Genomic DNA, 15,106 nt, shown 5'->3' on the forward strand with positions numbered 1-15,106 from the left:
GGCATGCGTACGGCCGTCTTCCGCGTCCTCGTGCTGGCCGGGCTGATCGCGGTGTGGGAGGTGGCCACGCTGCTGGCCGCCAGCCCGTTCTTCCCGACGCCGAGCACGATCGTGACCCGGATGCACGCCATGTGGTTCTCCGGCTCGCCCGCCACGCTCTTCCTGACCGACGCCGCCATCGGCAACATCCTGCCCAGCCTGGGCAGGATGGCGCTGGGCTTCGCCGGCGGCGCGCTCGCCGGGGTGCTGCTCGGCCTCGCGATCGGCCTGTCGGCCCGGGTGTACGACTACCTCGACGGCGTGCTGCAGTTCCTGCGCGCGATCCCGCCGCCCGCGCTGGTGACGGTGTTCCTCGTGGTGTTCGGCTTCGGGATGCGGATGCAGCTGGCGTTCATCGTCTTCAGCATCGTCTGGCCGGTGCTGCTCAACACCGCCGACGGGGCCCGCTCGGTGGAGCCGCTGCACCTGCAGACCTGCCAGGCGTTCCGGCTGTCGCGGGCCGAGCGGCTGCTGCGGGTGGTGGTGCCCTCCGCGCTGCCCAAGATGTTCGCCGGGCTGCGGCTGGCCCTGTCGCTTTCGCTGATCGTCATGGTCTTCTCCGAGCTGCTGCCCGGCACCACCAACGGCATCGGCTTCCAGCTCACCGACGCGTACTCGACGTTCGACCTGCCCGCCATGTGGGCCGGGATCGTGCTGCTCGGCATCCTCGGCTACCTGCTCAACGAGCTGTTCCTGGTCGTCGAGCGGCGCGTGCTCGCCTGGCACCACGCCGCCAGGGACCTCGTCGGTTAGAGTCCCTGAGGTGCGGACGATGATCGTGGGCGGCGGCATCGGGGGGCTCAGCACGGCGCTGAGCCTGCACGCCGCCGGGCTCGACTGTGTGGTGGTGGAGGCGGCCCGCTCGCTGCGGCCGCTCGGCGTGGGCATCAATCTGCAGCCCCACGCCGTACGCGAGCTGACCGAGCTGGGTCTCGGCGGCGCGCTGGCGGAGCTGGGCGTGGAGACGGCCTTCATGACCTTCGCCGACCGGCATGGCAACGTCATCCTGGCCCTGCCGCGCGGCAGGGCGGCGGGTTACCGGTGGCCCCAATACAGCGTGCACCGCGGCGAGCTGCAGCTCGCGCTGCTCGCGGCGGTCGAGGAGCGGGGCGTGCCGGTGCGCACGGGCGTCAGGTTCGAGGACCTCGCGCAGGACGGCGACGGCGTGCGCGTCACGCTGCGCGAGGGCGGCCGGGTGGTCGAGGAGCGGGCCGACGTGCTGGTCGGCGCCGACGGCGTGCAGTCGGCGGTGCGGGCGCGGCTCTGGCCGCAGGGCGGTCCGCTGCTGTGGTCGGGGATCCGGATGTGGCGCGGGGTGGCCGAGGGCGAGCCCATCATGGACGGCGCCACCGTCCTGGTGGGCGGCTCCAACCGGGCCGGGAAATTCGTCACTTATCACATCTCGGCGCGTAATCCGCGGCTGATCAACTGGGTGGCCGAGGTGAAGGTGGGCGACCCAGGAGCCGTTCCCGGGGCCGACTGGTACCGCGAGGGAAGATTGGCGGAGGTGCTGGCGCATTTCTCGTCATGGAAGTACCGCCCCGCCGACATCCATGCTTTGCTCTCCGCCACCGACCGGATACTCGAATATCCGATGGTCGATCGTGATCCGCTGCCGCAATGGGGGCGCGGACGGGTGACGCTGCTCGGCGACGCCGCCCATCCGATGTACCCGATCGGCTCCAACGGCGGGTCCCAGGCGGTGCTCGACGCGCGGGTGCTGGCCCGGTGCCTGGCGACGTACGACGACCAGGAAAGCGCGCTCGCGGCGTACGAGGAGGAGCGCCGCCCGGCCACGTCGGAGCTGGTGCTGGCGCACCGGGCGCTGCCCGTCGACGAGACGGTCACGCTGGTGACCGAGCGCGCGCCCGGCGGGTTCACCGAGATCGGCGACGTGCTGGCCGAGGAGGAGCTGGCCGCCATGGCGGGCGCGCAGCGGCGCATCTCCGACGCGGACGTGCGCGCCCTCAACGAAAGGGAGAGCTGGAGTGTGTGAACGGCTGATAGCAGTGACGTTCCGGCAAGAGTAAGATCACGCCCTGATTAGGTTCACCTGACTGACATGTCCCCCATTTACCGCTCCGCTAGAGTCATTTCCGACTCTGAAAGAGTTGCCGCACTGCCCGCGGTCTCGCCCCCCTAGGAATTCCATTGCTCGAGATAGAGAACCTTTCCCATGTGTACGGCGGCGGTACTCCCAACGCGCACCACGCCATCGAAGGACTCAACCTGAGCGTCGCCGAGGGCGAACTGCTCTGCATCGTCGGCCCGTCGGGCTGCGGGAAGTCCACGCTGCTGCGCTCCATCGCCGGCCTGATCACCCCGACGGGCGGGCAGGTCAAGGTCGAGGGCAACCTGGTCCGCCAGACGCCCGACAACCTCGCCGTGGTCTTCCAGGACTACAGCCGCTCGTTGTTCCCCTGGATGTCGGTCGCCGACAACGTGGCGCTGCCGCTGCGCCGCAAGAACATGGACAAGCGCCAGCGGCGCGAAGCCGCCCAGGAGGCGCTGGAGTCGGTGGGCCTGGAGGGTGCGGGGCGCAAATACCCGTTCCAGCTCTCCGGCGGCATGCAGCAACGCGTCGCCATCGCGCGGGCGCTGGCCTACCGGCCCACGCTGATGCTCATGGACGAGCCGTTCGGCTCGGTGGACGCCCAGACCAGGGAGGACCTCGAAGACCTGGTGCTGAAGGTGCGCGGCCACCACCAGATGACGATCGTGCTCATCACCCACGACATCGACGAGAGCGTCTACGTGGGCGACCGGGTGGTCGTGCTGTCGAAGGCGCCGGCGCACGTCGTGGGCGACCTCAAGGTGGACCTGCCCGCCCCGCGCGACCAGATCAGCACCCGCGAGCACCCCGACTTCGTGCACCTGCGCGCCGAGGTCGGCCGGCTCGTCCGCGGCCACGCCACGGTCTAGCCGCTCACGACGCGACAGGGTGCCGCCCGGCGATCGGGCGGCACCCTGTCGTGTCGTCAGACCGGCGAGTGCATGTGGCGGGTCAGAGCGTGCTCCACCAAGGTGATCAAGGTGGACTTGACCGACTCGCGCTGCCGGGCGTCGAGCCGCACGATCGGGATGTGGTCGCCGATCGACAGCGCCTCTCTGATCTCGTCCTCGGCGTGCGCGAACTGACCGTCCCAGCCGTTGATGCCGATCACGAAGGGCAGCTTGGCCTCTTCGAAGTAGTCGATGGCCGGGAAGCTGTCGGCGAGCCTGCGGGTGTCCACGAGGACGACCGCGCCGATGGCGCCGCGGACGAGGTCGTCCCACATGAACCAGAACCGGTGCTGCCCGGGCGTGCCGAACAGGTACAGGATCAGGTCGCGGTCGAGCGAGACCCGGCCGAAGTCCATCGCGACGGTCGTGGTCGTCTTGTTCGGCGTGAGCGAGACGTCGTCGACGTGCGCCGAGGCGTCCGTCATGACCGCCTCCGTGGTGAGCGGCAGGATCTCCGAGACCGCACCCACGAATGTCGTCTTCCCCACGCCGAAGCCCCCGGCCACGACGATCTTCGTCGAGGTTAGGCCGGGGCTAGAGCCTGCGAAGTCCACTGAGCACCCTTTCGAGCAAGTTGAGGTCCGGCTTTCCCGCGTCCAGCGCAGGCTGGTGCACGCGGATCAGGCCTTCCGACGCCATGTCGGCGATCAGCACCCGGACCACGCCAAGAGGCTGGCGTAAAAGGGCGGAGATCTCGGCAACCGACCGGACGTTCCGAGTCAGCTGAATGATCGCCTGATACTCCGGACTTAGTAGGGAAATGTCTTGGTATTCAGACGTCACGGAGGACACAAGTGCCTCCATGGCGAACTTCATCCGCGGCGCCGTGCGCCCCCCTGTCACGGCATAGGGCCGTACCAAGGAGCTCGGCTTCTGCGGACGGGGAGCCGCCGGATGCGGCGGAGTGCTATCACCAGCCCAACCCTGCTGACCTGACACCATGTTCTCCTGTCACCGCCCGATTCAGCGGGGGCGGGCCGCTTGCAGCTCAGCGCGTACGGCCGGCGTCAGCACCTGACCGGCCCGCTCGACCAGCAACGTCATCTGGTACGCGACCAGACCCATGTCGCAGTCGGGAGCCGCCAGGACGGCCAAGCAGGATCCATCACTGATCGACATGATCATCAAGAGCCCACGCTGCATTTCGATAACGGTCTGGGTCACCATACCGCCCTCGAAAACCCGCGCGGCGCCTTGGGTCAAGGAGATCACGCCGGAGGCCACGGCGGCCAGCTGGTCGGCCCGGTCCTTGGGAAAACCCTCGGAGAAGGCCAGCGGCAACCCGTCAGACGACACCACGACCGTGTGGGCGACGCCTGGCACGTTGTTCACGAAGTCCGTGATCAGCCAGCTGATGCCACGCGCTCCCTGGCTCATTTCTCTCATTTGTCCTCCTCATTCTCTTCTCCGCGGGTGAACGCCCGGCCTTGCCGGACACCCTGCTGGAAGCTGGAGAGCCGGCTGCGCAACCGCTCGGGTGAGATCTGCGGTGCTGGTGAGGTCGCCTGGGGCTCGGCCAGGCTGGCCGTACCGGGCACCAGGTTGGCCTTGGGAACGCGGCGCGGCAGGCCCGACTGCGTCGTGCCGCCCTGCTGCGGCTGGACCGCGGCCTGTGCCGCCTGGAAACCGGAGTCGGCGGGCGACGACCAGGACGCGCTCACACCCGACGCCCCCGGCTTGCGCTGCGGGAGCCCGGACCTGCTCACGCCGCCCTGAGCCGGGCTCTGGCTCGGGCCGCCCTGAGCGGCCGCCTGCGGCGGCGGCCCGTCGGTCACCGGCGGGTGCACCGCGGTGATCTCGTGCTCGGACTCGGGCTCGATCTCGTGGCGCGGCTTGAGCACCTCAGGGTCGGGACGGCGGAACCAGTCCGACCCGACCGAGGAGAAGATCGGCAGGAACTCCTCGTTCTGCTCCTCCATCGGCGAGTTGCGCACCGCGGGGAGCGGACCGGTCATGTCCTGGGAGGAGTAGTCGCCGGGGCCGAACGGATTGTAGGCGGAGTGCCCGTTCTGCTCGAACTGGTCGGCCGGCTTGGGCTCGTCGGCGAACGGCGAGCGGTAGCCGTCACCGAACTGGGGCCTGACCCGGTCATCCGACTCGAACAGCGACCTTCGGGGCGCCGGGTCGGCGAACGACGACCAGCGCGGCTCCTCCTGCTGCGGCTGCTGCTGGGGCGGCTCGGTGGCGAAGGACGGCCACTGCGGCTCGTCGCTCTGCAGGGGCGGCGGCTGCTCGGCGAACGACGGCCACCGGTTCTCCGCGAACGGCTTCGGCTCGGCCGCGGGCGGCTGCTCGTCGGTGAAGGACGGCCAGCGCTGCTCGCCCAGGGGCTGCTGGGGGACGTTGTTCTGCGGAGCGGGCGTCTCCTCGGCGAACGACGGCCAGCGCGGCTCCTCGGCCCGCGGCGGCTCACCGAACGCGGGCGGCTGGTCGCCGCCGAAGACCGACGGCTGGTCGCCGAACGCGGACGGAGCCGGGTCGGGGAAGGCCGGCGCCGGGTCGGGGAAGGCCGGCGGCTGCTCGCCGAACGACGGCCAGTTGCCGGTGCCCGGCGCGGGCAGCGAGCCCGGCCACTGCGTGTCCATCACCTGGTCGGGCATGTCGTCGAACGACGGGTGACCGTTGCGCGACGGCTGGCCGAGCGAGCTCGGGTCGAACGTGGTGAACGCCTCGTACTGGCCCTGCTGGCTGCCCTGCCCGTTGCTGATGAGCATGTCGGGCATCATCACCAGGGCGCTCAGGCCGCCGTGCTCGCGCATGCTGAGCTGGACGCGGACGCCGTGGCGCAGGGCCAGGCGGCCGACCACGAACAGGCCCATGCGGCGGGAGACGGACACGTCCACGACCGGCGGGTTGGCCAGGCGCCAGTTGGCCTCGGCCAGCTCCTCCTGGCTCATGCCGATGCCCTGGTCGTTGATCGTGACCAGCACGCCGCCCTCGGCGGGGGTGCTGGTGACGGTGACCTTGCTCTCGCGCGGGGAGAAGGAGATGGCGTTCTCGATCAGCTCGGCGAGCAGGTGGACGGCGTCGGTGACGGCGGGGCCGACGATCTGGGTGCCGGACGGGATCTGGATCTGGACCCGCTCGTAGCCCTCGACCTCCGACAGCGAGGCGCGGGCGATGTCGACCAGCGGCACCGGCTCGCTCCACTTGCGCGCGGCCTCCTGGCCGGCGAGGACCAGGAGGTTCTCGCTGTTGCGCCGCATGCGGGTGGCCAGGTGGTCGAGGCGGAAGAGGTTGGCGAGCCGCTGCTCGTCCTCCTCACCCTGCTCCAGGCCCTCGATGAGCTGCAGCTGGCGCTCGACCAGCGTCTGGCTGCGGCGGGAGAGGTTGACGAACATCGAGTTGACGTTGGCGCGCAGCTTGGCCTCGTCGCCCGCCAGCCGGATCGCCTCGCGGTGGACCTCGTCGAACGCCCGCGCCACTTCACCGATCTCGTCACGGGTGTTGACGCCGACCGACGGCACCTCTGGCACCTGCGCGCCCTCACCCGACTCGCGCAGCACGCGGACGGTCTCGGGCAGCCGGGTCGTGGCGACCTGCAGCGCCTCGGCACGCAGCCGGCGCAGCGGGCGGACCAGCGAGCCGGCCACGCGGGTGGTGATGATGAGGACCAGGAGCAGCAGGACCAGGATCAGCGCACCGGAGATGATGGCGTTGCGCTGCTCGGTCGCGCTCAGGTCTCGGGTCGTCGTCACGATCTTCGTGGCCAGGCCGTCCTCGACCTTGCGCATCGCGTTGGCGACGGTGGTGGTGCTCTCGTACCACTCGTTGAGGTCGCGGTTGGTGGTGACGTCGAGGTCGCGGATGCGGTTGGTGGCGCTCACCTGAGCCAGCGCGCGCTGCCGCATGGCGTCGGCGAGGTCGACCTGCGGGCCCTTGACGGTGTCCTGGTAGGTCTTGAGGTCCTGGGCGGCGGCCTCCAGCTCGAACGAGGTCTGCTCGGTCTGCTGCTTGTCCCAGGAGCCGAGGAAGTCCGACCAGTCGGAGCTGTCGACCTTGGTCCCGCGCTGCAGCTGCATGTTGATGAGCAGGATCTGCTGGCGCGCGGCCTCCTCCTTCATCCGCTGCAGCGAGCCGAGCGCGGCCACGTCACCCTGGAGGGCGTCGTCGCTGACACCGTCGCCGAGGTCGCTCTGGAGCGTGGAGAACGTCTCGATCATCGTGCTGTACGTGCCGACGACGGCTCGGGCGGGGACGCTGCCCGTCATCGACTCCCGGAGGCTGTCGAGACCCTCGAGCCAGCGGCGCATGTTCCTGACACCGTCGAGCACGCGGGTGGAGTGGGAGGCGTCGATGGCCGCGGCGGCCGACAGCACCTGCTGCTTGGCCTTGTCGGTGGCCTGCCGCTGGGTCTTGAGCTGCACCAGGCGGCCGCCCCTGCGGCGGTCGGCGACGTACCAGGCGGTGAGCGTGCGCTCCCTGGCCAGCTCGTGGTTGAGGCCGCCGACGCGCTGCACCAGCTCGGCCACCTGGGTGAGCCGCTGGTATTCGGCGCTGGTGCCGATGGCGTTGGCCAGCTGGACGCCGGCGAGCAGCACACCCACGACGGTGGGGATGAGGATCAGCGCGACCAGCCTTGAGCGCACACGCCAGTTCGCCAGCCGGAACCGTCCGCCTGTGTACTCCCCTGACCGGGTGTGCCTGGGGTCTTTCGTCCTCACTGAGTCTCGCAACCTCTCGCCGGTACGTGCTCGAAGAAAATCAGACACGCGTGTGGCGCATGGGATTCTGTCCGGCCGGGTAATTGGAACACAACCCGTACCAGATCGGCCAACCGAACATATCCCATCACATGCGCCCAAAGAGGCACTTTGGGCACGATAGCGCCACCACGTTTTCAGGCAGGGCGGAACGAATCCCGCTCGGCCGGTGCCGCATGCTTCACCATCAGGTGCCGCGTCACCGAGTACTCCTGCACCGCCTCCTGGCTCATGTCCTTGCCGAACCCACTGCCCTTCACCCCGCCGTGCGGAGCCTCGCTGGCGATGGGCAGGTGGTCGTTGACCCAGGTCACTCCCACGTCCAGCCGGTGTGATACGCGCATCGCGCGAGCCACGTCACGCGACCACACCGACGAGGCGAGACCGTATCTAGTGTCGTTGGCCAGCCGGACCGCTTCGTCCTCGCCATCGAACGGGAGCGCGACCAGGACCGGTCCAAACAGCTCACCTTGGACGATCTCGCTGGTCTGTGCGACATCAGTCACAAGCGTGGGTGGATAGAAAAAGCCGGAGCCCCCGATCGGGGAGCCTCCGTGCGGAACGCGCCCTCCGGCCCGCTCCACGAAGCCGTGCACGCGGTCGCGGTGCGCGGCGGAGATCAGCGGGCCGATGTCCGTCGCCGGGTCCCAGGGGTCGCCGGCGGTGATGCCGGCCAGCGTCTCCTTGATCGCCTCCACCGCGTCGCCGTAGACCTCCCTGGCGACGTAGACGCGGGTGGCCGCGGTGCAGTCCTGGCCGGTGTTGTACGTCGCCCCCATGGCGACGCCCCGGGCCATCTCCGCCAGATCGGCGTCCTCGAACACCAGGGCGGGCGCCTTGCCGCCGAGCTCGAGGTGAACCCGCTTGAGCGTGGCGGCCGCGCCGGTCATGACGGCGCGGCCGGTCTCGGTCGAGCCGGTGACGCTCACCATGTCCACGCCGGGGTCGGTGACCAGGGCCTGGCCGACCTCGGCGCCGCCGGTCACCGCCTGCACCAGGCCATCGGGTGCGCCCGCCGCGCCGAACAGCTCGGCCAGGCGCAGCGTCGTACGCGGGGTCTGGGGAGCCGGCTTGATCACCACGGCGTTGCCCGCGGCCACCGCGGGACCGACCTTCCAGACCGCCATCACGAACGGGAAGTTCCACGGCGCGATCGACCCCACCACCCCGACGGGACGGCGCAGCAGGACCGAGGTGTAGCCGGCGCTGAACACCCCGGCCCCGGTGCCCTCCAGCGACCGGGCGGCCCCGGCGAAGAAGCGCAGGTTGTCGGCGGCGAAGGGCAGCTCACCGTCGCGGAAGACCGCCGCCGGCTTGCCCGTCTCCTCGACCTCCAGCCTGGTCAGCTCCTCGGCCTCGGCCTCCACCAGGTCGGCCAGGCGCAGCAGCACCCGGGCGCGCTCGCCGGGAGTGGCCTGCGACCACTCCTCGTACGCCGCGCGCGCGGCCGAGACCGCCTTCGCGACCTCCTCGACAGGCGTGTCGGGGACCTCGGCGAAGGGCAGGCCGGTGGCGGGGTTGATCAGTTCGCGCATCAGGAAGACTTCAACTTTCGGGTCGTGCTACTGGCCGAGCTGCTCGATCAGGTCGGCGGCCTTGCGCAGGCCGTCGCGGCGCCTGATCTCCTCGCCCGAGGCGGCGAGCCGCGCCCGCAGCTCGGTGTCGCCGAGCAGCTTCGCGATCGCCCCTGTGAGTTCTTCGTCGGTGAAGGTGTAGGTGGAGAGCCTGACACCGTAGCCGAGCTCATCGACCCTCTGGGCGTTGTCGTACTGGTCCCAGAAGAGCGGCAGCAGGATCATCGGCTTGCCGAAGTGCAGCGCCTCGGTGGTCGTGTTGTTGCCGCCATGGGTGATGACCAAGTCACACAGTGGGATGATCTTAGTCTGCGGGAGGAACTCCTCGCCCCACATGTTGTCGTGCAGCTTGATCTCCTCGTGCAGCGGGCCCTTGGAGACGACGTACTGGTGCGGGGTGGTGCCCAGCACGTCGATCACCCGCTGCATGAGGCCCACGTCGGCGGAGCCGAGCGAGCCGAGCGAGAAGTAGATCAGCGCGTGCTCGTTGCGCTCGAAGGGCAGCTCGAAGTCCTGCTCGGTCTCACGCACCGAGGAGTCGAGCCGGTGCCACGCCGGGCCCAGAGGGCGCTCGGCGACGTAGTCGAGGATCTCCGGGTAGACGTAGAGGTTCAGGTCGCCCTCGTGGATGAAGTCGAGGTCGGGCAGCGGCGGCGTGCCCTGCTCGACGCACCACGCGTTGTAGGCGGTCCACAGCTCGCGGTGGGTGCGCTCGTACTCGGCGCGGAAGGCGTCCCACTCGGAGCGGTCGTTCGCGGGCAGGCCGGAGAAGACCGGCGGGATGTTCGGGCCGCGCACCTCCAGCGGCTGGCAGGAGACGATGCGCACGAACTTCTTGCCGGCGGTGATGAGGGCCGGGAACGTGAGCACGTTGTCCTCGATGATCACGTCCGGGTTCACCCGCTCGATGATGGCCTTGAGCTGCGGCTCGCAGTACTTCGCTCCGTCGATGAGCTCGGCCCAGATGGGCTTGGTGACGGTCTCGAGCTGCTCGCGCGTGCTCTTGCGGTACTCCGGCGCGGTCTCGCGGATGAAGTCCTTCCAGAACTGGCCGGGGTCCTGCTCCTCCTCGGACGGCGGGGCCAGGTCGACGAGGTCCTCCTCGAAGCCGAGCGCTTCGAGCTTGCCCTTCCACGAGGCCTCGGCGGCGAAGACGACGCGGTGGCCGCGCTTGCGCAGGATGTCGCCGATGCCGATGGAGTTGTTGGTCGGTCCGTACGCGCTTTCCGGCATGAACAGGAAGGTGAGAGACATCGAGACTCCGGGAGAACTCGTCATTTTGAAGGTGAATTCAAAAACGGATCTAGCGTGAAGGTCAAGTTAAGGGCACTATGGTCAACGGCCAACTGAACAGTGGCCTAAGGAGTGAAGGTGGTGAGGGTGGCTCAGCGCAAGAGCCGCAGTGACCGGCGCATCGACTTGATCGAAGCCGCACGCAGGGCCATCATCCGCCATGGCATCGACGGTGTACAGCTCTCGCACGTCGCCGAGGAGGCCGGGCTGACCTCCGGCGCCGTGCTCTACCACTACCCCGACCTCAGCGAGCTGCTGGTCGAGGCGCAGCAGGCGGGCATGGAGCGCTTCTACGAGCAGCGGCTGCGCCGGCTCGCCACGATCACCGACCCGGTCGAGAAGCTGGTCGTCACGATCAGGTCGGGGCTGCCCACCGGGCCGCTCGACCCCGACGTGCGCCTGCTCAACGAGCTGGGCGGGGCCGCGGGCCGCAACCGGGTCTACGGCGTGCTGCTCACCTCCCTGTACGACCGGCAGGTCTCGATGTACCAGGCGATCCTGGACACCGGGGCCGCGCTGGGCGTCTTCAGGCTGAGCGCCGACTCGGTGACGATCGCCCGCAACCTGGTGGCCCTGGAGGACGCCTACGGCTACCGCATCACCGCCAGGCACCCCCTGATCGGCCCGGCCGAGGCTGCCGGGCTGATCCTGTCCTACGCCCGCGCGGCGACGGGCAACGACCTGGCTCATTGACCGGCCGCCATGATGACCGCGTCCTCGGCGTTCCAGCGCACCTTGACCTTGGCGCCCGCCTTGATCGTGCCGGCGCCCTGGACGGCGGCCAGCACCGGCTTGTCCTGGCCCTGAACCTGCACCGACAGGTGCGAGACGCCGCCGAAGAAGCTGACGTCGAGCACGGTGCCCGGCAGCCCCCTGGTGGCGCTCTCCTCGGCCAGCTCGATCTTCTCGGGCCGGACCGCCAGCAGCGCCTCCGCGCCCGCCTCCAGCTCGTCCAGCGGCGTGCCGGCGAGCATGCCGAACGTCGTGCTCTTGATGCCCTCAAGGCCGCTCGCGGTGCCGGTGAACAGGTTGTTGGCGCCGACGAAGTCGGCCACGAAGGGCGAGCGGGGCCGCTCGTAGAGGGCGATGGGCTCGTCCACCTGGCAGACCCGGCCGCTGTCGAAGACCGCGATGCGGTCGGCCAGCGACATGGCCTCCTCCTGGTCGTGCGTGACGACCACGAACGTGATGCCCACCTCGTGCTGCAGCCGCTTGAGCTCCAGCTGCATGTCGGCGCGGACCTTCTTGTCCAGGGCCGACAGCGGCTCGTCGAGCAGCAGCAGCCGGGGCCGCTTGACGATGGAACGGGCCAGCGCCACGCGCTGCCGCTGGCCGCCGGACAGCTGCGCGGGCTTGCGCCCCGCGTGCGCCGACAGGCCCACCGTCTCCAGCACCTCGCCGACGCGCTGCTTGACCTCCTGGCGGGGCAGCTTCTCCCGCTCCAGCCCGTACGCGACGTTCTTCGCCACGGTCATGTGCGGGAACAGCGCGTACGACTGGAACATCAGGCTGATCGGCCGCCGGTTCGGCGGCTTGGCCAGCAGGTCCTCCCCGTCGAGCGTGACACCGCCCGCGTCGGGCGTCTCGAACCCGGCGATGATGCGCAGCAGCGTGGTCTTCCCACAGCCGGAGGGCCCGAGCAGGGCGAAGAACTCCCCCTGCTCGATCTCCAGCGAGACGTCGTCCAGCGCGGTGACACTGCCGAACTTCCGGGTGATCCCGTCAATCTCGAGCACGCGATTCCCCGATCTTGGTCAGGCGCTGCCCGGCGATCACGGCCGTGAAGCTCACCAGCAGCACGATCGCGGCCAGCGCATTGATCTTCGGAGTGACCCCGAATCGGATCATGGAGTAGATGACGATCGGCAGCGTCTGCTCGCTGTTGCCGATCGTGAAGAACGCGATCACGAACTCGTCCAGCGACAGCGTGAACGCCAGCAGCGCGCCGGCCACGATGCCCGGCATCAGCTGCGGCAGCGTGATCTTCATGAACGTGGTGACCGGTCCCGCGCCGAGGTCGCGTGACGCCTCCTCGAGCGAGGTGTCCGCGCCCGTCAGCCGGGTGCGCACCACCGCCGCCACGAACGCCATCGCGAACACGCCGTGGGCCAGCACGACCGAGTACAGGCCGAGCGTGAGCTGGATCGTCCCGTACAGGATCAGCAGGCCGATGGCGATCACCAGGTCGGGCAGCACGGCGGGCATCAGCGCGACCGCTTCCAGCACCTTGGACCTGGTGTGCCGGACCAGGCCGACGGCCAGCAGCGTGCCGAGCACGGTGGCGATCACCGTGGAGCCGGCGGCCACGATCAGCGTGTTCACCACGCCGGACAGGACCCGGTCGTCGCGGGCCAGCTCGCCGTACCACTTGAGGCTGAAGCCGTCGAAGCTGTACGCCGAGTCGCCCGCGTTGAACGACATCACGACCAGGACGGCGATCGGGAGGTAGAGGAAGACGTACGTGGCCCAGAACGGCACGTACAGGAGCTTTGACCTACGCACGGCGCGTCACCCAGGCCTGGATCATGAGCAGCACGATCAGCATCGCGATCACCGCCAGCGCCAGCGTCGAGCCGAACGGCCAGTCGCGCGCGGTCAGGAACTGCTGCCTGATGAGGTTGCCCACCATGATCGACTTGCTGCCCCCGAGCAGCTCGGGGATGACGAAGTTGCCCAGGCTCGGCACGAACACGAACATGCTTCCGGTCAGCACGCCGGGGATGGTCAGCGGCAGCGTGACCTTCCTGAACGTGGTGAACGCCGAGGCGCCCAGGTTGGCCGACGCCTCCCGCAGCTGCGGGTCGAGCCGCTCGATCGCGGCGTACAGCGGCAGCACCATGAGCGGCAGGTACGAGTACAGCAGCCCCGTCACGATCGCGCCCTCGTTGTAGAGCAGCTCCAAGGGCTCGATGCCGAAGACGTTCAGCGCGCTGTTGATCAGCCCCGGGCCGCTCAGCAGGATGATCCACGCGTAGACGCGGATGATGAAGTTCGTCCAGAACGGCAGCACGACGGCGACCAGCGCGATGGTCTTCCACTTGCGCGGCAGCTGCGCGATCAGGTACGCCGTCGGATAGCCGATCAGCAACGCGATCACGGTCGTCACCGCCGCGATCTTCAGCGACTGCAGCACCACGCCGAAGTAGAGCGGGTCGATCAGCCGGCTGAAGTTCTCGGTGGTGAACTCGTAGACGACGCCGCCGAAGCGCCCCCGCTGGAACACCGTGTAGCTGAGCACCAGCGCCAGCGGCACCAGCAGCAGCACCAGCAGGTAGGCGAGCCCGGGTGTCAGGAACACGAACGCGCCCAGCCGACGCCCTCGGGAACGGGACGCCGGCCGGGCCTTGACCTCTGACTTCACTACAACGACAACTACTTCGCCTGGATGTCGGCGGACAGGCGGGTGTACTTGGTGGACGCCTGGCCCAGGTCGATGATCGACTCACCGTCGAGCAGCTTGTCCGGCGCGATGCCGAGCAGCGAACCCTTGGGGATCTTCACCTGCTCCATGGCCGCCTTGTTGGGGACCTTGTAGTTGATGTTCACGGCCGCCCAGCTGTGCACCTCGGGGCTCAGGATGTAGTTGATCAGGGCGTGCGCGGCCTCCTTGTTCTTGGAGGACTTCAGGATCACCATGGTGTCCACCCAGAGGTCGCTGCCCTCCTTCGGGTTCGCGAAGCCGATGTTGCCCTTGGGGTCGGTGGTCGGGCACCAGCCGTCCCACGCCTCGACCATGACGGCCTCGCCGTTGACCAGGCGGTCACCGAAGGTGGTGTCGTCGTAGGTGAGCAGGTGCGGCTTCTGCTCCTCCAGCAGCTCGCGGGCCTTCTCGATCTCCTCGTCCTTGTCGGTGTTGACCGAGTAGCCGAGGGCCTTGAGCGCGGGCAGGGCCAGCCAGCGCTCGGTGGTCATCATGGTGACCTTCTTCTCGGCCCAGGCCGGGGGCTTGAGAATATCGTTCCAACTGTCCGGGACCTTCTTCACGAGGTCCTTGCGGTAGCAGATGCCGGTGGTGCCCCAGGTGTAGGGCACGGAGTACTTGTTGCCCTTGTCGTAGGACAGCTGGGTGGCCTCGGGGTAGAGGTTGGCCAGGTTGGGGATCAGCTCGGGGTGGATCGGCTCCAGCAGGCCCATGGCGTTGAGCGCCTGGGCGTACTGGCCGGACACGAACGCCACGTCGATGCCGCTGTCACCGGGGGCGGTGAGCTTGGTCATCGCCGTCTCGTTGGTGTCGTGCAGCTGGATCTTGATGTCCTTGACCTTGAGGGTCGACTTGACCCTGTCGGCCAGCTCCTTGGGCAGGTAACCGTCCCAGACCGTGACCTGCAACGACTGCTTCGTCAGGTCCGCGTTGGGCTTGAGCTCGGCCGCCGCCCCCGTCGTCTCCTGTGAACTTGACGAGGCCCCACCGCCGCACGCCGCGACGGCAAGCGCGAGGCCGACCACCGCGACGGTGGCCGGGAGACGACGGGTGAACCGGGAACGGGACACGGC

General features: G+C 69.0%; 14 protein-coding genes. 4 read left to right on the forward strand and 10 right to left on the reverse strand.

What is annotated here, in order from left to right; genetic code table 11:
• Positions 1–3: 3 nt before the first annotated feature.
• The 3 genes from ACFFR3_RS01730 to ACFFR3_RS01740 all read left to right on the forward strand — a co-directional run bounded on the left by ACFFR3_RS01730 (position 4) and on the right by ACFFR3_RS01740 (position 2,961).
• The gene (locus ACFFR3_RS01730; RefSeq protein WP_345397941.1) at positions 4–792 is read left to right on the forward strand and encodes an ABC transporter permease; all 789 of its coding nucleotides are present in this window, start codon (positions 4–6) and stop codon (positions 790–792) included.
• 19 nt (positions 793–811) lie between these two features.
• Positions 812–2,035 carry a flavin-dependent oxidoreductase gene (locus ACFFR3_RS01735; protein ID WP_379482715.1) on the forward strand — a complete coding sequence of 408 codons (1,224 nt, stop codon included), beginning with the start codon at positions 812–814 and terminating at the stop codon, positions 2,033–2,035.
• 182 nt (positions 2,036–2,217) lie between these two features.
• Positions 2,218–2,961, forward strand: a complete 744-nt coding sequence (locus tag ACFFR3_RS01740) for an ABC transporter ATP-binding protein (protein ID WP_345397938.1) — start codon at positions 2,218–2,220, stop codon at positions 2,959–2,961.
• A gap of 56 nt (positions 2,962–3,017) precedes the next feature.
• On the opposite strand, the gene ACFFR3_RS01745 is transcribed toward ACFFR3_RS01740, so the two are convergent.
• The 6 genes from ACFFR3_RS01745 to ACFFR3_RS01770 form a co-directional block, all read right to left on the reverse strand.
• A complete protein-coding gene (locus ACFFR3_RS01745) occupies positions 3,018–3,596 on the reverse strand; it encodes a GTP-binding protein (RefSeq protein ID WP_355421430.1) in 579 nt (192 codons plus the stop codon).
• On the reverse strand, positions 3,577–3,984 hold the full coding sequence (locus ACFFR3_RS01750) for a DUF742 domain-containing protein (RefSeq protein ID WP_245956307.1): 408 nt from the start codon (positions 3,982–3,984) through the stop codon (positions 3,577–3,579). Before ACFFR3_RS01750 ends, ACFFR3_RS01745 begins: the two co-directional genes overlap by 20 nt.
• A gap of 21 nt (positions 3,985–4,005) precedes the next feature.
• Positions 4,006–4,428, reverse strand: coding sequence for a roadblock/LC7 domain-containing protein (locus ACFFR3_RS01755; protein WP_090935862.1), 423 nt, complete (start codon positions 4,426–4,428; stop codon positions 4,006–4,008).
• Positions 4,425–7,631, reverse strand: coding sequence for a nitrate- and nitrite sensing domain-containing protein (locus ACFFR3_RS01760; RefSeq protein ID WP_379482489.1), 3,207 nt, complete (start codon positions 7,629–7,631; stop codon positions 4,425–4,427). Before ACFFR3_RS01760 ends, ACFFR3_RS01755 begins: the two co-directional genes overlap by 4 nt.
• Before the next feature lie 251 nt (positions 7,632–7,882).
• The gene (locus ACFFR3_RS01765; RefSeq protein ID WP_364384601.1) at positions 7,883–9,280 is read right to left on the reverse strand and encodes an aminobutyraldehyde dehydrogenase; all 1,398 of its coding nucleotides are present in this window, start codon (positions 9,278–9,280) and stop codon (positions 7,883–7,885) included.
• A gap of 27 nt (positions 9,281–9,307) precedes the next feature.
• On the reverse strand, positions 9,308–10,573 hold the full coding sequence (locus ACFFR3_RS01770; RefSeq protein ID WP_345397923.1) for a glycosyltransferase: 1,266 nt from the start codon (positions 10,571–10,573) through the stop codon (positions 9,308–9,310).
• 117 nt (positions 10,574–10,690) lie between these two features.
• On the opposite strand from ACFFR3_RS01770, the gene ACFFR3_RS01775 reads away from it, so the two are divergent.
• Positions 10,691–11,305 carry a TetR/AcrR family transcriptional regulator gene (locus ACFFR3_RS01775; RefSeq protein WP_345397921.1) on the forward strand — a complete coding sequence of 205 codons (615 nt, stop codon included), beginning with the start codon at positions 10,691–10,693 and terminating at the stop codon, positions 11,303–11,305.
• On the opposite strand, the gene ACFFR3_RS01780 is transcribed toward ACFFR3_RS01775, so the two are convergent.
• From ACFFR3_RS01780 to ACFFR3_RS01795, 4 genes are all read right to left on the reverse strand, one after another.
• A complete protein-coding gene (locus ACFFR3_RS01780) occupies positions 11,299–12,348 on the reverse strand; it encodes an ABC transporter ATP-binding protein (protein WP_345397918.1) in 1,050 nt (349 codons plus the stop codon). The genes ACFFR3_RS01775 and ACFFR3_RS01780 overlap by 7 nt on opposite strands.
• Positions 12,335–13,114, reverse strand: coding sequence for an ABC transporter permease (locus tag ACFFR3_RS01785; protein WP_379482490.1), 780 nt, complete (start codon positions 13,112–13,114; stop codon positions 12,335–12,337). Before ACFFR3_RS01785 ends, ACFFR3_RS01780 begins: the two co-directional genes overlap by 14 nt.
• Positions 13,107–13,910 (reverse strand): ABC transporter permease, encoded by an 804-nt coding sequence (locus tag ACFFR3_RS01790; protein ID WP_364384590.1) that lies wholly within the window; start codon positions 13,908–13,910, stop codon positions 13,107–13,109. The genes ACFFR3_RS01785 and ACFFR3_RS01790 overlap by 8 nt, the downstream gene beginning before the upstream one ends.
• A 74-nt stretch (positions 13,911–13,984) precedes the next feature.
• The gene (locus tag ACFFR3_RS01795; protein ID WP_364384587.1) at positions 13,985–15,103 is read right to left on the reverse strand and encodes a polyamine ABC transporter substrate-binding protein; all 1,119 of its coding nucleotides are present in this window, start codon (positions 15,101–15,103) and stop codon (positions 13,985–13,987) included.
• Between the last annotated feature and the right edge of the window lie 3 nt (positions 15,104–15,106).

Origin of the sequence: Nonomuraea salmonea (genome assembly GCF_042428605.1) — a bacterium.
GTDB lineage: Bacteria > Actinomycetota > Actinomycetes > Streptosporangiales > Streptosporangiaceae > Nonomuraea > Nonomuraea salmonea.